Here is a 21,504-nt window from a genome sequence, read left to right as displayed (position 1 = left end):
TTGCTATCGTGCCTGTCAAGCATCCTTGACAAGCTATCCGGCATGGCCATGAAACTTTCTCGCCTGCAGCGCCACTGCAACCGGCTCGGTCTGGCGGCGCTGGCCTGCGGCGCGGGCGCGCTGCTGGAGAGGCTGCGCCCGGGAACGATCGGCGACGGCATGGCCGGGGTCCTGACCGGCCTCGCCTTCGTCGGCGGCGCGATCTGGCTGGCGATGCGGCTGATGCCGCGCTGGTGGCGCGACATGGTCGAGGACGACTACGAAAGCCCCGCCGGGCGCGCCTACCGCCGCGAGATGCTGCCGGGCATGGTGCTGTACGTCGCCGCGGTGTTCGGCTCCTCGTACCTGATCCGGCGCGGCATCGATTCGGTGCCGCTGCGCGCCTGCGTGGCGGTGCTGCCCGGCCTCGGCCTGAGCTGGGTCACGGTGGCGATGGTGCGCTACGTGCGCCGCGTGGACGAGCTCGTGCGCCGGATCGAACTGGAATCGCTCGGCATCGCCGGGCTGGTGGTCGCGCAGCTGTACCTGGTTGGCGGCCTGCTGCAGCTGGCGCGGGTGATCGCGGTACCGGCGGCGATGGCGATGATCTGGGTGTTCCCGCTGCTGTGCCTGGGCTACGCCGTCGCCAAGTTCTTCGTGCGCCGGCACTACCGATGAACAACCGCCTGCGCGAACTGCGCGAACGCGCCGGCTGGTCGCAGGGCCGGCTCGCCGAGCAGCTCGAGGTCTCGCGGCAGACGGTGAACGCGCTGGAGACCGGCAAATACGATCCGTCGCTGCCGCTGGCCTTCCGCATCGCGCGGCTGTTCGGCGAACGCATCGAAACCATTTTCCTGTTCGAGGAGTGACCCATGAACTGCACGCCCATGCCCGCGGCCGGAAGGAGCTGACCGACATGTCGCCACGCAATCTGTTCCGCATCGCGCTCGCGCTCGCCGCGCTGGGCTGGTTCGGCTGGACCTGGTACCGGGGCCAGCACCCGCAGGCCGAAGACGCCGGCCCGCGGCCGCGTGCGGCCGCAAGCCACGCGACGCCGGCCGCCCCGCCGGCGCCGCGCAAGTACGGGCGCATCGCCTTCACGCCGTGCACGCTGGCCGCCTCGATGCCGGGCAGGCCCAGCGTGGAAGCGCAGTGCGGGAGCCTGCGCGTGGCGGAGAACCCGGCGCAGCCGCAGGGCCGCGGCATCGACCTGCGCATCGCATGGATTCCCGCCGACGACGACGCCCGGCTCGAACCCGACCCGCTGTTCGCGATCTCCGGCGGCCCGGGCGAGTCGATCGTCGACGGCTGGCCGGGCATGGCGGCCGCGTTCGGCGAGGTGCTGAAGACGCGCAACATCGTGCTCGTCGACCAGCGCGGCACCGGCCGGTCCAATCCGCTGCGCTGCGATTTCGGCGACTTGAACGATACGTCCGTGCAGGCGCTGGTGCCGGCCACGCAGGCCTGCCGCGACGCGCTGCAACAACGCGCCGACCTGCGCTTCTACGGCACCAGCCAGGCCGTCGCCGACCTCGATGCGGTGCGCCAGGCGCTGGGCGTGGACAAGCTGAACCTGTACGGCGTGTCCTACGGCACCCGCGTCGCGCAGCAGTACGCGATGCGCCATCCGCAGCGCGTGCGCAGCATCATCCTCGACTCGGTGGTGCCCAACACGCTGACCATCGGCAACATCTTCGCCCGCAACCTCGATCATGCGCTCGCGCTCCAGTTCGGGCGCTGCAGCGCGGACCCGGCATGCAAGGCGAAGCTCGGCGACCCGCGCGCCGAACTCGATACCCTGCTGGCCACCTTGCGCAAGGCCCCGCCGACGGTGGAATACCGCGACGCCGCGACGGGCGAAACGCGCAGCAAGGTCCTGACCGCGGGCGACGTCGCCGGGCTGGTGCGCATGTACGCGTACATGCCCACGGCCTCCTCGCTGCTGCCGTTGCTGGTGCACGAGGCCAACCAGGGCCGTTACGGCAACCTCGCCGCGCTCGGCAGCATGGACATGCTGCAGGACGCGATCGCGATGGGCATGCAGCTGTCGGTGATCTGCAGCGAGGACGGCGACAGCCTCGTCGCCCGCGACGAGGACACCGACACCGTGCTCGGCAACGCGCTGGCCGAGGCGATGGCCGCGCAGTGCAAGGTCTGGCCGAAGGGCGCGGTGCCGGCCGACTTCCGCGCGCCGCTGCGCGGCAGCGTGCCGGTGCTGGTGCTGGAGGGCGAGTACGACCCGGTCACGCCGCCCGACTACGGCCGGCAGGTGCTGCAAACCCTGCCCAACGGCCGCCTGCTGGTGCTGCGCGGACAGGGCCATGCGGTGTTCTCCGCCGGCTGCACGCCCAAGCTGATGACGCAGTTCATCGATACCGCCGATGCCAGGACGCTGGACGCCGGATGCCTCCAGCGCCTGCCGTACACGCCCCCCTTCACCTCCTTCAACGGCTGGTCGCCATGAACCCGAACCGCATTCCCGCCCCACCGCTTTCCGGAGCCGCGCCATGATCGTCGCCGAACACCTGCGCAAGACCTTTCCCGGCAAGGGCAAGGACAAGCACCCGGTCATCGCGGTCGACGACGTCGGCTTCCAGGCGCGCGACGGCGAGATCACCGGCCTGCTCGGCCCCAACGGCGCCGGCAAGACCACGACGCTGCGCATGCTATACACGCTGATGCGGCCGGAAAGCGGGCGCGTGCTGGTCGACGGCATCGACGTGGCCGCCGACCAGGCCGCCGCGCGCCGCGCGCTGGGCGTGCTGCCGGACGCGCGCGGCGTGTACAAGCGCCTGACCGCGCGCGAGAACGTGCGCTACTTCGGCGAACTGCACGGGTTGTCGTCGGCCGACATCGACGCGCGCACCCGCGCGCTGGCCGAGGCGCTGCAGATGACCGACTTCCTCGACCGCCAGACCGAGGGCTTCAGCCAGGGCCAGCGCACCAAGACCGCGATCGCGCGCGCGCTGGTGCACGACCCGCGCAACGTGATCCTCGACGAGCCGACCAACGGGCTGGACGTGATGACCACGCGCGGCCTGCGCGGCTTCCTCAGGCAGCTGCGCGAGGAGGGCCGCTGCGTGATCTTCTCCAGCCACATCATGCAGGAGGTCGCCGCGCTGTGTGACCGCATCGTGGTCATCGCGCAGGGCAAGGTGGTCGCGCAGGGCACGCCGGACGAGCTGCGCGCGCACACCGGCCGCGACAACCTCGAGGACGCGTTCGTCTCGCTGATCGGCTCGGAAGAAGGACTGCACGCATGAGCGCCATCCTGACCGTGTGGGCCAAGGAGCTGCGCGAATTCGTCCGCGACCGCCGCACCATGTTCATGGCCCTGCTGCTGGGCCCGCTGCTCACGCCGGCGCTGATGATCGGCCTGATCACGCTCGGCGAGAGCCGCGCCAAGAGCCAGAGCGAGAAGCCGCTGGACATCGTCATCGTCGGCGCCGAGCGCGCGCCGAACCTGATCGCGTGGCTGGCCGGCCAGGGCATCTCGGGCAAGGCGTTCGACGGCGATCCGGACGCGGCGATCCGCAGCCAGGACGAGGACGTGTACCTGCACATCGATGCCGGCTACGCCAAGGACTGGGCCGCGGGCAAGCCCGCGGTGGTGGAGATCGTGCGCGATTCCACGCGCCAGGACGCGGAGATCCCGAACCGGCGCCTGGAAGCGGCGTTGCAGGCCTACGGCCAGCAGGTCGGCGCGCTGCGCCTGCTCGCGCGCGGCATCAATCCGGGCGTGGCCGCGCCGCTGGCGGTCTCGCACAAGGACCTGTCGACGCCGGCCGCGCGCCGCAGCACGGTGATGGCGATGCTGCCGTACCTGTTCATCCTCAGCGCATTCCTCGGCGGCGCGTACCTGGTGATCGATATCACCGCCGGCGAGCGCGAACGGCAATCGCTGGAGCCGCTGCTGGCCACGCCGGCATCGCGCGCGGGCATCGTCACCGGCAAGATCCTCGGCGCCTGCACGGTCGGCCTGGCCAGCCTGCTGCTGACGCTGCTGGCGCTCAAGCTCGGCGCGCAGCTCGCGCCGGGCATCGCGCGCACGCTCGACGTCAGCTTCGGCGCCATCGGCACCATCCTGCTGGTGCTGCTGCCGATGCTGCTGATCGGCACCACCCTGCTGACCTGGATCGCGGCCGGCGCGAAATCGGTGAAGGAGGCGCAGAGCTACATGTCGATCCTGATGCTGCTGCCGATCATCCCCACGGTGATGCTGCTGGTGAATCCGGTGAAGACGCAGCTGTGGCAGTACGCGGTGCCGTTCCTGGCGCAGAACCAGATGCTGCTCAAGGTCATCCGCGTCGAAACCATCGCGCCGCAGGAATGGGCGGTGTACTTCGTGTCCGGGCTGGCGCTGGCGGCGCTGCTCTGGTTCGCCGCCATGCGCCGCTACCACCAGGAGCGGCTGGCGATCTCCGCCTGACGCCCCGCGCTCGATAGGGGGCCTTCCGAAACCGCCGCGCGCGTGCCGAAGCCGCGCGCGCGGATCAGCCGCCGCCGGCGCTGAAGCCGATGTTGCGCCGGGTGGTGACCGGCGCGGCCACCGGCTCGAAGCGCCAGCGCCGCACCGCGGCCACCGCCTCGCGGTCGAACACGCGCGGCGGGTTGGCGCGCACCACGCGGGCATTGGTCACCGTGCCGTCGGTGCCGACGGTGAATTCCACCTGCACCTCGCCCGACTGCCCGGCGCGCAGGGCTTCCATCGGATAGCGCGGCTGCGGCGTGCTGATCGCGCGCAGCGTCGGCGCCGCCGGTTCGGGCTCGGGCTTGGGCGCCGCCGCGGCCGCCTGCTGTTGCTGCTCGGCGCGCTGCGCGGCGGCCTTGCTCTCGGCCTCGCGTTGCGCGGCCGCCTTGCTCTCCGCCTCGCGCTGCGCGGCGGCCTTGCTCTCGGCTTCCTGGGCGGCGGCCAGCTGCTGCGCCGCCTGCTGCTGCTGCGCGGCCTGCTGTTGCTGGCGCTCCTTCTCCAGCTGCGCCGCGCGCGCCTGCTCCTGCTCGGCAGTGAGCTTCTGCTCCTCCGCGCGCTGGGTCACGGCGCTCTGCGCGCTGGCCACGCTCTCCTTCAGCCGCGTCAGGGCGGGATGGGTCGGGTCGGCTTTCTCGAGCAGGGCGTACAGGCGCTGCGCCTCGGCGAAATCCTCGCGATCGCGGCTCTGCTCTGTGGCGATCACGATCATCGGCAACAGGTCGGTCAGCGCGCTGGACGCGCCGGGGTCGCCCGGTGCCTTGTCGCGCAGCGCCAGGTAGTACTCGGCGGCGTTGTCGCCGGCCGGCGCGTACAGGCGGCTGTCCTGGTAGGCCTTGGCCGCCTTCTCGCGCAAGGTGTCGGCATTGAGCGCGGCCACCTGCGATGACACCGCCGGCTGCGCCGCCGCTGGGGCGGCCGCTCCGGCGGGCGTTGCGGTGCCGGCGGCGTCTTCCTTCTTGCCGCAGGCGCCCAGCGCGACGATCAGGGCTGCGCCCGTCGCCATCCGCGCGCAGACCATCCGGTACTGGCGCATGCATGGAACCGTTCGTGTGGCTGACATCTCGATCTTCCCCCTGGCGCATCGGACACGCCCATCAGGACGCGATAGTAGCGCGTGTTCGTCCATCCGGTCCGTGCCGCGCTCGGCGCGATCGCGGCTCGCGCGGCTTAACACGAGGCTTAACGCGCCCGGACGCGTCCCGATGCGCTCGATGCGGTTCGATACGGTGCAGGATGTTTATTTGCCGATGCAGAACGTCGAAAAAATGTGCCCGAGCAGGTCGTCGGGGACGACCCGGCCGGTGATCTCGCCCAGCGCGTCGTGCGCAGCGCGCAGCGACTCGGCGGCCAGGTCGAGGGTGTCCCCGGCCAGAGCGGTGCGCGCCATCGCCAGTTCGTCGCCGGCGCGGCGCAGCGCCTCGACCTGGCGCGCGCGCGCGGTGAACGCGCCGTCCGCGCTTTCCGCGCCACCCTGCGACCAGATCGCGCGCAGGTGCGCATGCAGGCGCTCGAGGCCGGCGCCGGTGCGGGCCGACACGTGCACGACGGCGTCGCCGCCATCGTCGGCGACGGCATCGTGCTGCGCCTGCGGCAACAGGTCGGACTTGTTGAGCAGCCATAGGCGCAGCGGCACGCCGGCGATGGCGTCCGCGACCGCGGCGCGGTCGGCCTCGGGCTGGCGCGCGTCGAGCACGGCGATGGCGAGGTCGGCGCGCGCCAGTTCGGCGTGCGCCCGGCGCACCCCTTCGCGCTCGATCGCGTCCTCGGTCTCGCGCAGGCCGGCGGTGTCCACCAGGGTCAGTTCCACGCCGTCGATGCGGATGGTCTCGCGCAGCAGGTCGCGGGTGGTGCCGGCGATGTCGGTGACGATGGCGCGCTCGCTGCCGGCCAAGGCGTTCAGCAGCGAACTCTTGCCGGCGTTGGGCGGGCCGACGATGACCGCGTGCAGGCCGTCGCGCAGCTTCTGGCCGCGCTCGGCCTCGGCCAGCAGGGCCTCGAGCGCGGCGATGGCCGCGTCCAGGCCCGCGCGCAGCTGCGCGCCGCCGAGGGTGTCGAGCGGTTCGTCGGCGAAGTCGATCGCCGCCTCGGTATGCACGCGCAGCGCGAGCAGCTCGGCGGCGATGGCCTCCACGCGCCGGGAGAAGGCGCCGTCGAGCGCGCGGCGCGCGGCGCGGGCCGCGCGCGTGTCGGCGGCGGCGATCAGGTCGGCCACCGCCTCGGCCTGGGCCAGGTCGAGCTTGCCGTTCAAGAAGGCGCGCTCGCTGAACTCGCCCGGCCGCGCGTCGCGCGCGCCCAGCGCCAGACAGCGGCGCAGCAGCTGCTGCAGCACCGCCGGGCTGCCGTGCGCCTGCAGCTCGACCACGTCCTCGCCGGTGTAGCTGGCCGGCGCCCGGAACAGCAGCGCGATGCCATCGTCGATGACGGCCCCGTCATCGTCGGCGAAACGGGCGTACTGCGCCTGGCGCGGCGCCAGCGGTCGGGCGCAGACGGTTTCGCCGATCGTCCGCGCGCGCGGCCCGGACAGGCGCACGATGCCGACGCCGCCCGCGCCGGGCGCGGTGGCGATGGCGACGATGGTGTCGGCGGCGTGCATGCCGCTATGGTCGCAGACCGGCGCGCGGCCTGCGCGACGCGGCCGTCACCCCTTCTTTCGCCATTCCTGCACCGAAGCCGCGCAGCTCAGGCCGCGGCAGTCCCGGCGCCCGGCGGCCGCCCCTGCCCCGCGACCTCGCTGGCCAGGCCGGCGGCGATGTAGTCGTAGAAATATTCCCGGACCGCGTCCACGTCGTAGCGGTAGAGGCGGTCGACGCCGGAATAGGGCTCGACGTTGAGCAGGCTGGTGTCGGCCAGGCCATGGATGAGGTTGCACAGGCTCATGTAGATGTGCAGCGCCAGCGCTTCCTGCGGCTTGTCGGGCAGCGCCGCGCGCAGGCTCACCGCCACCTGCTGGAAGTACGGCCCGACCTTGCGCACCAGCAGGTTCTGGCCGCCGCTGCCGGCCTGCCAGGTCAGCCGCGCCAGGAAGCGGATCGCCTTGCGGCCGAGCGCGGAGTCGGCGAACAGGTTCACGTAGGGGGCGAAGGCGATGGCGACGATCCCGCGCACGCTCAGCGCGCCGCGCGCGTTGGCCAGCTCGGCGAGCGCGGCGGCCTGCGCCGGCGCCATCATCTCGTTGACCGCATCGAGCACCGCCGCGACCAGGCCGTGCCTGTTGCCGAAGTGGTAGTGCACCGCCGACTGGTTGGCCTGCCCCGCCGCGGTGGTGATCGTGCGCAGCGACACGCCCTCGATGCCGTGGCTGGCGAAGCAGTCCAGCGCGGCCAGCACCAGCTGGTGCCGGGCATCGCCTTCCTCGCTGCGCTTGACGGGGCTGTTGCGGGCGACCTGTTGCATCGGGACGGAAGGCTACAGCACCGCGAGCCTGCGTTCCTGTGCCGGGGCCGAATCGACGGGCGCGGACGGGACCGGCTCCGCGTCGGCCGCCTCGATCCTCGCCTCCGGCACGGGGCGCCCGACCAGGGCGTAGTACTGCTCGGCGGTGAAGTGGTCCACCTCGATCGCCGCCATGCGCGCGGCATCGGCCTCGCGCAGCAGCTGCGCGCCCGGCGCGTCGATCAGTTGCAGGGCCACGGCCTCGCGCAGCTGCGCTTCCAGCGGCCCGGGCTGCAGTTCGCCGCTCTTGACCGCCTTGCGCAGGCGCTCGCGCAGGGGACGCGCGCGCAGCGTGAGACGGAAGGCGCGCAGCAGGCGGCCGGCGCCGCGGTCGGAGTCCGGCGGCAGGTAGGCGCCCTCGGTCAGGCGCTGCCAGGTCGGGCCGATGCTCTGCACCGCGTCGGCGACCGCCGCGTCGAGCGCGGCCGCCGGCGGGCCGCCGACCGGGTTCAGGCGCAGCCAGAAGCGGCCCGGGCCGCGCAGCAGCCGGCCGACCAGGCCGTCGCCGAAATTCTCGTAGGCGCCGAGGAAGCCCTGCTGGATCTGCCCCAGCGCGTGCTGCAGCGACCAGTGCACCAGCGCCAGGTCCTCGGGCTTGCGGCCTTCGGCCTCGAAGCGGCGCAGCGTGGAGAAGCCGACGAACATCCACGACAGCACGTCGGCCATCGCGCCGGAGAACCTGCCCTTCTGCTTGAGCTTGCCGCCGACCAGGAACAGCGCCAGATCGGTGAGCAGCGCGAAGCGCGTGGCCGACCAGGCCAGGCGGCGGTAGTACACGGCGGTCTCGCCGCCGACCGGCGATCCCGCGCTGAAGCCGCGGGTGAGGCCGCGCAGCAGATTGCGGCCGGCGTTGCCGACGATCTGCCCGCCCCAGCCCAGCAGCGCGCGGCGGAACTCGCGGGCATCGCCCCGGTCCACCGCCTGCACCACGCGCAGCACGTAGGGGTGGCTGCGGATCGTGCCCTGGCCGAACACGATCAGCGTGCGGGTGAGGATGTTGGCGCCCTCCACCGTCACCGCGATCGGGAAGGCCTGGTAGGCGTCGTTGACGATGTTGTTGGGGCCGCGCATCACGCCGCTGCCGGCGAACACGTCCATCACGTCCATCGCCACCTGGCGCCCGGCCTCGGTGGTCTGCAGCTTGAGCAGCGCCGAGATCACCGCCGGGCTCTGGCCGTTGTCGGCCGCGGCCATGGTGTACTTGAAGGCGGCGTCCATCTGGTAGGTCAGGCCGGCCACGCGCGCCACGCGCTCGCGCACGCCTTCCATCTGCCCGATCGGGATGCCGAACTGCTCGCGCACGATGCTGTAGGCGCCCATCAGCGCGGCGGCGCTGCGCATCGGCCCGACCGCGGTGGAGGGCAGCGAGATGCAGCGGCCGGTGGCCAGGCATTCCATGATCATCGCCCAGCCCTTGCCGGCGCCTTCCACGCCGCCGACGATGTCCTCCGCCGGCACCACCACGTCGGTGCCGACGATCGGGCCGTTGGGCAGGTGCTGCCCCATCGGATCGTGCCAGTCGCCCATGTGCAGGCCGGGCGTGCCCTTGTGCAGCAGCACCACGCTGATGCCCACGTCCTCGCCCTTGCCGAGCAGGTTGTCCGGATCGGACAGGCGGCAGGCCAGCGACACCAGGTTGGCCACCGGCGCCATGGTGATGTAGCGCTTGCGGAAGTTCAGGCGCAGCTTGAGCGCGCCGTCGGCCGCCCTGAACACCACGCCCTCGGCGCGGATGCTGGCCGCGTCCGAGCCCGCGGTCGGTTCGGTGAGGCCGAAGCAGGGGTAGTACTCGCCGCGCGCCAGCTTGGGCAGGTAGTGGGCGCGCTGCGCCTCGGTGCCGTAGCGGGTGACCAGCTCGGCCGGGCCGAGCGAGTTCGGGATCGAGGCCCAGTTGTAGACCGCGGTGTGCACAGCCGCCAGCTTGGACTTCACCGCGCCCTTGCCGGTCTTGGAGAAGGCCAGGCCGCCGTAGGCCTTGGGGATGCTCAGGCCGAAGAAGCCGCCCTCGCGCATGGCCGCGATCAGCGCCTCGGGCACGCGGCGCTCGCACTGGATCTGCCAGGGATCGGCCTGGCGGCAGATGGCCTCCACCGGACCGTCGAGGAAGGCCTGCTCCTCGGCGGAGAGCCGCGCATAGGGCTCGGCGAGCATGCGCTTGAAGTCGGGATGGCCGGAGAAGAAATCGCGATCCACCCAGGCGGTGCCGGATTCCAGCGCCTGGCGCTCGGTCTCGGAAACTTTCGGCAGCACCTTGGCCGCCTGCATCCAACGCATCAGGGCACCGAACATGCCTCACCTCGGGTCGTCGTGGGGATCGCGGGCAGCGGTCAGGGCGCCGGCCCGCAGCGACCATAGCAATGCGATTGCATTAATGCAAGCACATTAGTATTCTCGCCCGTATCGGCGCCCCTCCGGGCGCCTTCGTCCCCTGGAGCGGCATCCGTGAACACCTCCCTCCCGCGCAAGGTCGCCATCGTCGGCGCCAACCGCATCCCCTTCGCCCGCTCCAACACCGCCTACGCGCGCCAGTCGAACAAGGACATGCTGGTGGCCACCCTGCGCGGGCTGGTGGAAAAGCACCGCCTGCAGGGCGAGTTGCTGGGCGAGGTGGCCGGCGGCGCGGTGATGAAGCACTCGCGCGACTGGAACCTGGTGCGCGAATGCGTGCTGTCCTCGGGCCTGTCGCCGTTCACGCCCGCCTACGACATCCAGCAGGCCTGCGGCACCGGGCTGGAGGCGACGATCCTGGTCGCCAACAAGATCGCGCTCGGCCAGATCGAGGCCGGCATCGCCTGCGGCGCCGACACCACCTCCGACGCGCCGATCGCGGTGAACCCCGGCCTGCAGCGCGCGCTGATGGAGATCAACGGCGCACGCACGCGCGGCGCCAAGCTCAAGGGCCTGCTCAAGGCGCTCAATCCCATGCACCTGATCCCGGAGTTGCCGGCCAATCGCGAACCGCGCACCGGCAAGTCGATGGGCCAGCATGCCGAGATCACCGCCAAGCGCTACGGCATCACCCGCCAGGCGCAGGACCAGCTGGCGCTGGAAAGCCACCAGAAGCTGGCCCAGGCCTATGAGGCGGGCTTCTTCGCCGACCTGGTCATGCCCTACCAGGGCCTGAGCCGCGACAACAACCTGCGCGCCGACACCACGCTGGAGAAGATGGCCAAGCTGCCGCCGGCCTTCGCCAGGGACGGCACGATCACCGCCGCCAATTCCTCGCCGCTCACCGACGGCGCCTCGGCGGTGCTGCTGGCCTCGGAGGAATGGGCGCAGCGGCACGGCCTGCCGATCCTGGCCTATTTCCGCGCCGGCGAAGTGGCGGCGGTGGATTTCATCGACGAGCGCGAGGGCCTGCTGATGGCGCCGGCCTATGCGATCCCGCGCATGCTCGCCAAGCAGGGCCTGTCGCTGCAGGACTTCGACTATTACGAGATCCACGAAGCCTTCGCCTCGGTGGTGCTGTGCACGCTGGCGGCCTGGGAATCGGCCGAGTTCTGCCGCGAGCGCCTCGGCCTGGACGCGCCGCTGGGCAGCATCGACCGGGCCAGGCTCAACGTCAAAGGCAGCTCGATCGCCGCCGGCCATCCCTTCGCCGCCACCGGCGGGCGCATCGTCGGCACGCTGGCCAAGATCCTCGACCAGGCCGGCCACGGCCGCGGCCTGATCTCGATCTGCGCGGCCGGCGGGCAGGGCGTGACCGCGATCCTCGAGAAGTAAGCCGCCACGAACGCCGCGGCCGGCGGGCCTTGCCCGCGCGCGGCGCCCCTCTTCCCCATCACCGCGCGCGCATGTCCGACTACCTGCTCACCCTCGCCAACCATCCGCTCGCCGGCAAACTCGTGCGCGCGCTCGGCCTTCCCGCACCGGTGCCGCTCGCGCGCGCGTTGGCCGCCTACGCGCCGCAACCGCTGCAGGGCAGAACCGTGCTGTTCGGCGCCGCCGAGGGCGCGCAGGCCGAAGCGGCGCTCGAACGCGCGCTGCATCGCGCCGGCGCCACGCCGCTGCGCGAGGCACCGACCGCGGACGGCGGCAAGCTGCAGGCCGTGGTCTTCGACGCCACCGGCGTGCGGACGCCGGCCGCGCTGCGCGCGCTCTACGAATTCTTCCATCCGGCCGTGCGCAAGATCGCGCGCAGCGGCCGCGTGTGGATCCTCGCACCGCTGCCCGAACAGGCCGCCGATCCGGTGGCCGCCGCCGCCGCGCGCGGCATCGAGGGCTTCGTGCGCGCGCTGGCCAAGGAAGTGGGCAAGCGCGGCGCCACCGTCAACCTGGCCTACGTCGAACGCGGCGCCGAAGACCGGCTGGAGGCGCCGTTGCGCTTCTTCACCGGCGATCACGCCGCCTACGTCGACGGCCAGGCGCTGCGCATCACGCGCGCGGTGGCCATGTCCGATGCCGCGCCGGACACGGCCGTGCTGGCCGGCAAGATCGCCCTGGTCACCGGCAGCGCGCGCGGCATCGGCGCCGCCACCGCGGCGCGCCTGGCGCAGGAAGGCGCGCACGTGGTGTGCCTGGACGTGCCGGGCGACCGCGAGGCGCTCTACGACACCGCCGGCAGGATCGGCGGCAGCGCCTTGCCGCTCGACATCACCGCGCAGGACGCGCCGCGGCAACTGGCGGATTTCTTCCGCGACAAGTTCGGCGGCCTCGACATCCTGGTGCACAACGCCGGCGTCACCCGCGACAAGACCCTGGCCAACATGTCGCCGCAGTTCTGGGACCTGGCGCTGGCGGTCAACTTCGCCGCGGTCGCCGCGATCGACGAGGCATTGCTCGGCGAGGGCGCGCCGCAAAACAGCGTGCTGCGCGAGCACGGCCGCATCGTCTGCCTGTCCTCGCTGTCGGGCATCGCCGGCAACCTGGGGCAGACCAACTACGCCACCGCGAAAGCCGCGCTGATCGGTTACGTCGCCGCGCGCGCCCCGGCACTGGCCGCGCGCGGCATCTGCATCAACGCCGTCGCGCCGGCCTTCATCGAGACGCGCATGACCGCGGCGATGCCGTTCTTCCTGCGCGAGGCCGGGCGGCGCTTGAATTCGCTCTCGCAGGCCGGCCAGCCGCGCGACGTGGCCGAGGCGATCGCCCTGCTCTCCTCGCGCGGCGCGGCCGGCATCACCGGCCAGACCCTGCGCGTATGCGGGCAGAGCCTGCTCGGGGCGTGAGGCGGCGATGGGCCAAGACACGATGAGCCCGGCGCACGGCCAGCCGTTCACCGGCACCGAATTCGCGCATCCGCCTTCGCTGCTGCGCAGCTACCTGCGCGCGGCCCTCGCGCGGCGTCCCGCGCCGGACGGGATGACGATCGTGCCGCCGATCGCGCTGCGCCTGCGCGGGGCGCGCGCCGGCGCGGACCGCCTGCGGCGCTATCGCGCCGTCTGCGGTTTCGCCGAGGACGGACAGCTGCCGCTGCCCTATCCGCAGGTGCTCGCCGCGCCGCTGCACCTGGCGCTGGTCACCCATCCGGCGTTTCCGTTCCGCCCGGCCGGCATCGTGCACCTGCGCAACTGCTTCGCGCGCCATGCGCCGCTGCCGGAGGACATCGCGCTCGACCTGCAGGTGCGCACCGACGGCTATCGCATCGTCGGCAGCGGCATCGAGTTCGACCTGGTCACCGAGGCCCGCGACGCGCACGGCGCGATGCTGTGGGAGAGCGTCACCACCTCGCTGGTGCGCCTCGCGCAACGGGCGCGCGCGCCGGCGCCGCGCGCCGCGCCCGATTACCGCGGCTATCGCCTGCTCGAACAGTGGCCGGTGCCGGCCGACACCGGGCGGCGCTACGCGCGCGCCTCGGGCGACTGGAATCCGATCCACCTGCATGCGCTCGGCGCGAAGCCGCTGGGATTCCCGCGCGCGATCGCGCACGGCATGTGGTCCTTCGCACGCTGCCTGGCCGCCGTCGAGCGCATCGCCGCGCCGCAACCGCGCTGGCACGTCGCCTTCAAGCGGCCGCTGCTGTTGCCGGGAGACGCGCAACTGCATCTGCGCCAGGCGCAGGCGCATCCAGGGCCCGAGCGCCTGCAGCTGCTGCTGAGCGACCGCAGCGGCGCCACGCTCTACCTCGCCGCGGAAACCCCGGACTGACGGACCGGGCAACTCCCGTCCCCGTCATTGCTGCGCAAGCAGGGGTTTCAGCAGCCGCGTGGCCGGTCATCCGTGCCTTGCGCGGCGCGACCGCGGCTTCGGCCGCAAATCCACGGGATCGCGATCTCGGCCGCGTCGACGACACGACGCGGGAACGACGGCAGTGTCCCCGGCCGCGCGAGAACCACGCCGGGCGGCGACGGACCCCGGCCTCAGGACTTGGCCGCCGCCTTCTCGCCGGCCGGCTTGTCGGCGTACTTGCGCAGCATGTACCACTGCTGCAGCAGGCCCAGGCCGCCGTTGGCCACCTGGTACAGCACCAGGCCGGCCGGCAGGAACGCCAGGATCACGCCGAAGACCAGCGGCATGGTCTGCATCATCTTCTGCTGCATCGGGTCCATGCCCGGCGCCGGCGTGAGCCGCTGGGTGGTCCACATGATCGCCATGTTGACGATCGGCAGGATGAAGTAGGGATCGCGCGCGGTCAGGTCCTTTATCCACAGCGCCCACGGCGCCTGGCGCAGCTCCACCGACTCCATCAGCACCCAGTACAGGGCCATGAAGATGATCATCTGCGGGATGATCGGCAGGCAGCCGCCGACCGGATTGATCTTCTCCTTCTTGTACAGCTCCATCAGCGCCAGCTGGAACTTCTGCTTGTCGTCGCCGTAGCGCTCCTTCAGCTGCGCCATGCGCGGCTGGAACTTGCGCATCTTCGCCGCCGACTTGTACTGCGCGGCCGAGAGCGGGAACAGCAGCAGCTTGAGCAGCAGCACCATGCCGATGATGGTCCAGCCCCAGTTGCCGAACAGGCCATGCAGCTTGTCCAGTACCCAGAACAGGCCCTGGCCGAGCGTGGCGAAGATGGTGAAGCGGCTGTAGTCGACGGCGCGGTTCAGGCCGGGCACGCCCTGCGCGTTGATCTGCGAGACCAGCTTCGGCCCGACCCACAGCCGCGCCTGGCTTTCGCCCTTCTCGCCGGGCTTGAGCGCGAAGCCGGGACCGGTGGAGCGGATGCTGTCCACGCTGCCCTCGCGCACCAGGCTGAAGCGCGAGTCCTGGTCGTGCTGCGGGATCCACGCGGTGAAGAAGTGGTGCTGCAGCAAGGCGATCCAGCCGCCGGTGACGGTGATGTCCAGCGGGCCGTCGTCGACGAAGTCCTTGTAGCGGCGGCCGTCGTAATCGCCCTGGGTGTTGTACCACTTGGCGCCGGCGAAGCTGTACGACTCCGGATTGGTCATGCCGCTCTTGGCTTCCGGCGGAATGCGCGCCAGCTGGCGGTAGATGTAGCCCTGCCAGGGCTTGGCGCCGCCGTTGACGGCCTCGTCGCGCACCCCGATCACGTAGCTGCCGCGCTTGACCGTCCACACGCGGCGGATGGTCACGCCGTCGGCGCTCTTCCACACGAAGGGCACCGAGAGCTCGCTCTGCCCGGTGCCGAGCTTGATGTCGGCATTGCCGGCCTGTTCGGGCACGAAGCCGCTGACGTGGCTGGGCGCGGTGGCGCCGTTCTGGCCGATCCAGCCGCTCTGCGCGACGTAGTAGTGCGCGGGCGTTTCGTCGAACAGCTTCACCGGCGGGCTGCCGGCGTCGCGGCTTTGCGGGTACTGCAGCAGTTCGGCGTCGAAGATGTTGCCGCCGTCCAGGCGCAGGCGCAGCACGTCGGTGGTGATCGTCACGCGCGGGCCGGCGGCGGCCGAAGGCTGGGCGACCGGCGTGGCGGCGGCGGTCGGCGCGGCCGTGGGCACGGCGGGCGTGGCGCTGGGCACCGTCGAGGCGACCTCGCCCGGCACCAGCGAGGGGATCGCGGCGCCGGAGGCGGCCTGCGCGGTCGGCGGCGGCGGCGCATTGCGCTCCTTGCCCCATTCCATCCACAACAACACGGCCACCATCAGCCAGGCGAAGATCAAAACGGTACGAGTCGGATTCATCAGGCAGGCAGGCTTGGGCCGTCGGAGGGATCCGACGCAGGACGGGAAGGGGAGTCGGCAGACGGGGCTGCGGGAGGAATTGTGCCGCCGCCCGGCGACGCGGGCAATGCGCCGGCGCGCCGCAACAGCTGCAGCAGCGCGGCGCGCAGCGCCGGGTTGTCGCTTTTCGCGGCGGGCGGACGCGCTACCACCACGTAGCCGCCAGGCGGCAACTGGGCACGGACCCGGCGGAAGGTGTCGCGCAGCACGCGCTTGATGCGGTTGCGGCCGACGGCGTGGGGATCGACCTTGCGCGAGACCGCCAGTCCCAGCCGGGCCGGCTGCGCGTCCTCGCACACGTGCAGGGCGAACAGCGGCGAGGCCGTGCGGCGGCCTTGCTGGAAGATGCGGTCGAAATCGGCGCGCGCGCGGACCCGCGCCTGGGGCGGGAGGCCGGCGGTCATGTCAGCGACACTGTCGGGAGCCGGGGCGTCCGTGGCCTGCGAAGGCCGGCGCCCGGCGCTGAAGCTGCCGTCAGGCAGTCAGGCGCTTGCGGCCCTTGGCGCGGCGGCGGGCCAGCACTTTGCGGCCGTCGGCGGTCTTCATGCGGGCACGGAAGCCGTGGTCGCGCTTGCGCTTGAGGTTGCTGGGTTGGTAGGTGCGCTTGGTGGCCATGGCTGGAGCCAGATTCGGAGAGCAAGACCGACTATTTTAGCGAGCCGCCGGCGGCAGCGTCAAGCCGACCCTGTCCGAAGGGAAAGCGGGCGCCGCGGGCCGCGCATCGCCCTCCCGGGCCCGGTGGCGGCCCCGGCATGCGGCCGGGCGCAGCGGCGCGAGATTCGTCGCCGCCGCATGGATCGCGTCCGGCGATGCCGCGCGGGCACCGCGATTCCGCCGTCCTGCGCAGGTGCGCCGTCCCTGCCCCGGTGATAGTCTGCTTCGCTCCGCCGCGGCGTGCCACGACGCCGCGCGATGCCTGCTTCGCTCCGATCTGCTCGCTCCAAATCTGCTTCGATCAATCCGTCTCTGATGAGTCTGACTTCCCACCCCGACGCCTGGCCGCGCTGCCTGGAACGCCTGGAGGCCGAGTTTCCGGCCGAGGACGTGCACACCTGGCTCAAGCCGCTGCAGGCGACCTGGCGCGACGACGCCACGGTGCTGTACGCGCCCAACGCCTTCGTCCGCGACGAGGTGCGCACGCGCTATCTCGCACGCATCCGCGAACTGCTCGACCATTTCGCCGGGTCCTCGGAAGTCACGCTCGAAATCGGCTCGCTGCCGCGCGCGGCGAGCGCGCCGCCGGCCGCGATCCCGCGGCCGCTGCTGCGCGAGGTTGCCGGCGGCGAGGCGTTTTCCGGCAATCTCGACGAGCATTACAGCTTCGACAATTTCGTCGAGGGCCGCAGCAACCAGCTCGGCCGCGCCGCCGCCTGGCAGGCCGCGCAGAAGCCCGGCGACCGCGCCCACAATCCGCTGCTGCTCTACGGCGGCACCGGCCTGGGCAAGACCCATCTGATGTTCGCCGCCGGCAACGAGATGCGCCGCATCAACCCCGGCGCGCGCGTGCTGTACCTGCGTTCGGAACAATTCTACAGCGCCTTCTTCCGCGCGCTGCAGGAGAAGTCGGCCGACCAGTTCAAGCGCCAGTTCCAGCAGATCGACGCGCTGCTGATCGACGACATCCAGTTCTTCGCCGGCAAGGACCGCACCCAGGAGGAGTTCTTCCACACCTTCAACTCGCTCTTCGACGGCAAGCAGCAGATCATCATGACCTGCGACCGCTATCCGAGAGAGGTGGAGGGCCTGGAGCCGCGGCTGAAGTCGCGCCTGGCCTGGGGCCTGTCGGTGGCGATCGATCCGCCGGACTTCGAGACGCGCGCGCAGATCGTGCTGTCCAAGGCGCGCGAGCGCGGCGCGGAGATCCCCGAGGACGTCGCCTTCCTGCTCGCCAAGAAGATGCGCAGCAACGTGCGCGACCTGGAAGGCGCGCTCAACACGCTGGCCGCGCGCGCCAACTTCACCGGGCGCGCGATCACCCCCGAGTTCGCCCAGGAGACGCTGCGCGACCTACTGCGCGCCCAGCAGCAGGCGATCGGCATCCCCAATATCCAGAAGGTCGTGGCAGACTATTACGGATTGCAGATCAAGGATTTGCTGTCCAAGCGCCGGACCCGTTCGCTGGCCCGCCCCCGACAGGTGGCGATGGCGCTGGCGAAGGAGCTGACCGAACACAGCCTGCCCGAGATCGGCGACGCCTTCGCGGGTCGCGACCACACCACCGTCCTGCACGCCTGTCGCCAGATCCGGACCCTGCTGGAGACCGACGGCAAGCTGCGCGAGGACTGGGACAAGCTGATCCGCAAGCTCAGCGAATGAGCGCGCGGGGACGCCAGCCGGAAGGCCTGTATCACTCCGGGACAAGCTGTGGACAACTGGCGCCCGCGCCGGCGCCCGCGAAGTTATCCACAACTTGTCCGGAAGCCGATCGGCGTTTATCAACGGCTCTGTTTTCCGAAAATATCGTTTAGAATCAATGTGTTAGTTGTGTTACCAACGGCTTTTCGCGACACCAGCACCACCTGCTTTTGTATTTATCCAATCCTTAGAGCATGGCCATAGGGGACTTGAGAAGCATGCGTTTCAGTCTGCAGCGCGAAGTGTTTTTGAAACCCCTGGGCCAGGTCGTCAACGTCGTCGAGCGGCGTCAGACCCTGCCCGTCCTGGCCAACCTGCTGGTGCAGGTGAAGGGCGGACAGCTCTCGCTCACCGGCACCGACCTGGAAGTGGAAATGGTCGCGCGCAGCGCGGTCGACGACGCCAAGGACGGGGAGACCACGATCCCGGCCCGCAAGCTGTTCGACATCGTCCGCGCCCTGCCCGACGGCAGCAAGGTCACGGTGTCGCAGGCCGGCGACAAGATCACGGTGCAGGCCGGCCGCAGCCGCTTCACCCTGGCCAGCCTGCCGGCCAACGACTTCCCGTCGGTGGACGAGGTCGAGGCCACCGAGCGCGTCTCGGTCGCCGAGGCGGCGCTGAAGGAACTCATCGAGCGCACCGCCTTCGCGATGGCGCAGCAGGACGTGCGCTACTACCTCAACGGCCTGCTGTTCGACCTGGGCGACAAGCGCCTGCGCTGCGTGGCCACCGACGGTCATCGCCTGGCGCTGTGCGAGTCGGCGCTGGACGTGCCGGTGCAGGCCAAGCGCCAGATCATCGTGCCGCGCAAGGGCGTGCAGGAACTGCAGCGCCTGCTCGAGGGCGGCGACCGTTCGCTGGAGCTGGAGATGGGCCGCAGCCATATCCGCGTCAAGCGCGACGATGTCACCTTCACCAGCAAGCTGATCGACGGCCGCTTCCCCGACTACGAGGCGGTGATCCCGATCGGCGCCGACCGCGAGGTGCGGATCGAGCGCGAGGTGCTGCGCGCGGCGCTGCAGCGCGTGGCGATCCTGTCCAACGAGAAGTACCGCGGCGTACGCCTGGAAGTGTCCCCGGGCCTGCTGAAGATCAACGCGCACAACCCCGAGCAGGAAGAGGCGCAGGAAGAAGTCGAGGCCGATACCAAGGTCGACGGCCTGGCCGTGGGCTTCAACGTTAACTACCTGCAGGACGCCCTCACCGCCCTGCGCGACGAGCACGTGGTGCTGATGCTGCGCGATGCCAACTCCTCGGCCCTGGTGCGCGAGGCGGCGAGCGAGAAGTGCCGCCATGTGGTGATGCCGCTGCGGCTCTGATGGCCACCCCGCCCCGGGATCCGGCCTGGCCGGATCCGGCAAGAATGTTCCACGTGGAACATCAACGACGCCCGGGTTTCCGGGCGTCTTGGTTTTCGGCGGATGCCGCTAGGATGGAGGCCCTCATGCACCCCACCCCCACTGCCACGCGTCGGCCCGCCGTGCGCCCTGCTCCCTTGCGCGCCCCATGCGCCTGACCCGCCTCGACATCCGCGGGCTGCGGCGCTTCGGCGACGTTTCGCTGGCGCCCGCGCCCGGCCTGAACCTGATTACAGGCGACAACGGCGCCGGCAAGACCAGTGTGCTGGAGGCGATCCACCTGCTGGCCTATGGCCGCAGCTTCCGCGGCCGGGTCCGCGATGGCCTGATCCGTAGCGGGGAGCCGGCGCTGGAGGTCTATGCCGAGTGGTGGGAGGACGCCGGCGCGCGGCCGCGCAAGGTCGGCCTGCGCCATAGCGGGCAGGCCTGGGAGGGCCGCCTGGACGGCGCCTCGGTTGGGCAGCTGGGCGAGCTGTGCGCGGCGCTGGCGGCGGTGACCTTCGAACCCGGCAGCCATGCCCTGGTCAGCGGCGGCGGCGAACCGCGGCGGCGCTACCTGGATTGGGGATTGTTCCACGTGGAACCCGAGTTCCTGCCGTCGTGGCGGCGCTATGCCCGGGCGCTGAAGCAGCGCAACAGCCTGCTCAAGCAGCGCGGCGGCTCGGCCCGGCACCGGGCCGGGGACGCGCAGCTCGATGCCTGGGACCACGAGCTGGCCGAGGCCGGCGAACCGATGACCCGCCAGCGCCAGCGCTACCTGGAGCAGCTGCAGCAGGCCCTGCAACCCGCCTCGGCGGCGCTGGCCCCGGCGCTTGGCTTGGCCAGCCTGGATTTCCTGCCCGGCTGGCGCCGCGAGGACATGTCCCTGGCCGATGCCCTGCTCCTGGCCCGCGACCGGGATCTGGCCGCCGGCTATACCTCGGTCGGACCGCATCGTGCCGATTGGCGGGTCCGCCATGCGGCCCTGCCGAACGGGGAAACCCTGTCGCGGGGCCAGGCCAAGCTCACCGCGCTGAGCTGCATGCTGGCCCAGGCGGAGCATTACGTGGCGCAGCGCGGCGAGTGGCCGGTGCTGCTGCTGGACGATCTGGCGTCCGAACTGGATCAGGCCCATCAACGCCGTCTGCTGGACCGGTTGGCGACCAGTGGAGCGCAGGTCATCGTGACGGGCACGCAGCCGCCTGCGCCCCTGGTCGATCTGGGCCTTGCCCTGGCAAGGTTCCACGTGGAACAAGGGCTCGTGCATAGCGATCCGCCGGCCTGATCCGGGCCGAAGCCGCCACCGGCACCCTGACACGCGCAGCAGGACTGTCCGCGATCAACGCGGCGCCAGGATTACCCGGTTTGCAGGCCTGAAGGCAAAAACCACCCGATCCCGGCGGGACCGAGTGGTTCAGACGGCTGGTGCCCGGAACCCGGGGCCGGCCCTTTGCTCGCGATCCGCCGCTACCGGCGAAACGCGCATGGGATCAAAAACAGCCTCGATCAGCAGTAGCGAATGGTCTGCGAGACCTTGTACCACTGGTAATAGCCGTTCTTGTAGTGCGCCACGGCGTAAATCCCGTGGGTGGGGTCTCGGCCGGTCACCACGAACTTGTCGCAGGCCTGGTGGCTGCCGCCGGCGGCGGTGTTGCAGTTGTAGTTGCTGTACCAGGTCTTGCCGATAGCGGGACAGGTGCCGGCCGAGGCCGGCGTGGCCAGGCCGAGGCAGAGCAAGGGGGCGGCGACGAGCGAGGCCAGCGTGCTGCGCAGAAAGGTCATGTCAGCGTCTCCTGTGGAAAACCGGAAGCATGAGGAACGGCAACGCCACTCTATTGGACTGTCCAAGTCGGTGGCAATTATTGCGCCGCCG

General features: G+C 71.1%; 19 protein-coding genes. 11 read left to right on the top strand and 8 right to left on the bottom strand.

Features of this window, described 5'->3' with window-relative positions; genetic code table 11:
* Positions 1-48: 48 nt before the first annotated feature.
* The 5 genes from MD221_RS10850 to MD221_RS10830 are packed head-to-tail and all read left to right on the top strand — an operon-like array spanning position 49 to position 4,408.
* Entirely contained in the window at positions 49-657 is a 609-nt protein-coding gene (locus MD221_RS10850) for a hypothetical protein (RefSeq protein WP_242111738.1), read from the top strand.
* Positions 654-848: a helix-turn-helix transcriptional regulator gene (locus tag MD221_RS10845; protein WP_242111737.1), complete on the top strand. Its 195-nt coding sequence runs from the start codon at positions 654-656 to the stop codon at positions 846-848. Before MD221_RS10850 ends, MD221_RS10845 begins: the two co-directional genes overlap by 4 nt.
* A 47-nt stretch (positions 849-895) precedes the next feature.
* Entirely contained in the window at positions 896-2,443 is a 1,548-nt protein-coding gene (locus MD221_RS10840; protein ID WP_242111736.1) for an alpha/beta hydrolase, read from the top strand.
* A 43-nt stretch (positions 2,444-2,486) separates the two neighbouring features.
* The gene (locus MD221_RS10835; RefSeq protein ID WP_242111735.1) at positions 2,487-3,242 is read left to right on the top strand and encodes an ABC transporter ATP-binding protein; all 756 of its coding nucleotides are present in this window, start codon (positions 2,487-2,489) and stop codon (positions 3,240-3,242) included.
* Positions 3,239-4,408 (top strand): ABC transporter permease, encoded by a 1,170-nt coding sequence (locus tag MD221_RS10830; RefSeq protein ID WP_242111733.1) that lies wholly within the window; start codon positions 3,239-3,241, stop codon positions 4,406-4,408. Before MD221_RS10835 ends, MD221_RS10830 begins: the two co-directional genes overlap by 4 nt.
* Positions 4,409-4,472: 64 nt before the next feature.
* Here the strand turns inward: MD221_RS10830 and MD221_RS10825 are convergent, their stop codons facing one another.
* From MD221_RS10825 to MD221_RS10810, 4 genes are all read right to left on the bottom strand, one after another.
* Positions 4,473-5,483, bottom strand: coding sequence for an energy transducer TonB (locus MD221_RS10825; protein WP_242111732.1), 1,011 nt, complete (start codon positions 5,481-5,483; stop codon positions 4,473-4,475).
* Positions 5,484-5,687: 204 nt separating this feature from the next.
* The gene (mnmE, locus tag MD221_RS10820) at positions 5,688-7,043 is read right to left on the bottom strand and encodes a tRNA uridine-5-carboxymethylaminomethyl(34) synthesis GTPase MnmE (protein WP_242111730.1); all 1,356 of its coding nucleotides are present in this window, start codon (positions 7,041-7,043) and stop codon (positions 5,688-5,690) included.
* 86 nt (positions 7,044-7,129) lie between these two features.
* Complete coding sequence (locus tag MD221_RS10815; protein WP_242111729.1) at positions 7,130-7,843, bottom strand: TetR/AcrR family transcriptional regulator; 714 nt, start codon at positions 7,841-7,843, stop codon at positions 7,130-7,132.
* A 12-nt stretch (positions 7,844-7,855) separates the two neighbouring features.
* Positions 7,856-10,171 carry an acyl-CoA dehydrogenase gene (locus MD221_RS10810; protein ID WP_242111727.1) on the bottom strand — a complete coding sequence of 772 codons (2,316 nt, stop codon included), beginning with the start codon at positions 10,169-10,171 and terminating at the stop codon, positions 7,856-7,858.
* A 153-nt stretch (positions 10,172-10,324) separates the two neighbouring features.
* Here MD221_RS10810 and MD221_RS10805 point away from each other — a divergent pair, with 153 nt between their 5' ends.
* The 3 genes from MD221_RS10805 to MD221_RS10795 all read left to right on the top strand — a co-directional run bounded on the left by MD221_RS10805 (position 10,325) and on the right by MD221_RS10795 (position 13,969).
* Positions 10,325-11,605 carry an acetyl-CoA C-acetyltransferase gene (locus MD221_RS10805; protein WP_242111726.1) on the top strand — a complete coding sequence of 427 codons (1,281 nt, stop codon included), beginning with the start codon at positions 10,325-10,327 and terminating at the stop codon, positions 11,603-11,605.
* Between the two features lie 71 nt (positions 11,606-11,676).
* Entirely contained in the window at positions 11,677-13,050 is a 1,374-nt protein-coding gene (locus tag MD221_RS10800; protein WP_242111725.1) for a 3-oxoacyl-ACP reductase, read from the top strand.
* Between the two features lie 22 nt (positions 13,051-13,072).
* Positions 13,073-13,969 carry a MaoC family dehydratase gene (locus MD221_RS10795; protein ID WP_242111723.1) on the top strand — a complete coding sequence of 299 codons (897 nt, stop codon included), beginning with the start codon at positions 13,073-13,075 and terminating at the stop codon, positions 13,967-13,969.
* A gap of 212 nt (positions 13,970-14,181) precedes the next feature.
* Here MD221_RS10795 and yidC read toward each other — a convergent pair whose 3' ends face one another.
* From yidC to rpmH, 3 genes are all read right to left on the bottom strand, one after another.
* The gene (gene yidC, locus MD221_RS10790) at positions 14,182-15,900 is read right to left on the bottom strand and encodes a membrane protein insertase YidC (protein WP_242111722.1); all 1,719 of its coding nucleotides are present in this window, start codon (positions 15,898-15,900) and stop codon (positions 14,182-14,184) included.
* Positions 15,900-16,343 carry a ribonuclease P protein component gene (gene rnpA, locus MD221_RS10785; protein ID WP_242111721.1) on the bottom strand — a complete coding sequence of 148 codons (444 nt, stop codon included), beginning with the start codon at positions 16,341-16,343 and terminating at the stop codon, positions 15,900-15,902. The genes yidC and rnpA overlap by 1 nt, the downstream gene beginning before the upstream one ends.
* 70 nt (positions 16,344-16,413) lie before the next feature.
* Positions 16,414-16,554: a 50S ribosomal protein L34 gene (gene rpmH, locus MD221_RS10780; protein WP_041043460.1), complete on the bottom strand. Its 141-nt coding sequence runs from the start codon at positions 16,552-16,554 to the stop codon at positions 16,414-16,416.
* A gap of 354 nt (positions 16,555-16,908) precedes the next feature.
* Between rpmH and dnaA the strand changes: the two genes are divergently transcribed.
* From dnaA to recF, 3 genes are all read left to right on the top strand, one after another.
* On the top strand, positions 16,909-18,255 hold the full coding sequence (gene dnaA, locus MD221_RS10775) for a chromosomal replication initiator protein DnaA (protein WP_242111719.1): 1,347 nt from the start codon (positions 16,909-16,911) through the stop codon (positions 18,253-18,255).
* A gap of 257 nt (positions 18,256-18,512) precedes the next feature.
* Positions 18,513-19,613 carry a DNA polymerase III subunit beta gene (gene dnaN, locus MD221_RS10770; protein ID WP_242111718.1) on the top strand — a complete coding sequence of 367 codons (1,101 nt, stop codon included), beginning with the start codon at positions 18,513-18,515 and terminating at the stop codon, positions 19,611-19,613.
* 187 nt (positions 19,614-19,800) lie between these two features.
* Complete coding sequence (gene recF / locus MD221_RS10765) at positions 19,801-20,916, top strand: DNA replication/repair protein RecF (protein ID WP_242111717.1); 1,116 nt, start codon at positions 19,801-19,803, stop codon at positions 20,914-20,916.
* 221 nt (positions 20,917-21,137) lie between these two features.
* On the opposite strand, the gene MD221_RS10760 is transcribed toward recF, so the two are convergent.
* Positions 21,138-21,413: a hypothetical protein gene (locus MD221_RS10760; RefSeq protein ID WP_242111716.1), complete on the bottom strand. Its 276-nt coding sequence runs from the start codon at positions 21,411-21,413 to the stop codon at positions 21,138-21,140.
* Positions 21,414-21,504 lie beyond the last annotated feature (91 nt).

Source organism: Luteimonas aquatica (genome assembly GCF_022662575.1).
GTDB classification, from domain to species: Bacteria; Pseudomonadota; Gammaproteobacteria; order Xanthomonadales; family Xanthomonadaceae; genus Luteimonas; species Luteimonas aquatica.
This window is presented reverse-complemented; position numbering and strand designations above follow the sequence as displayed.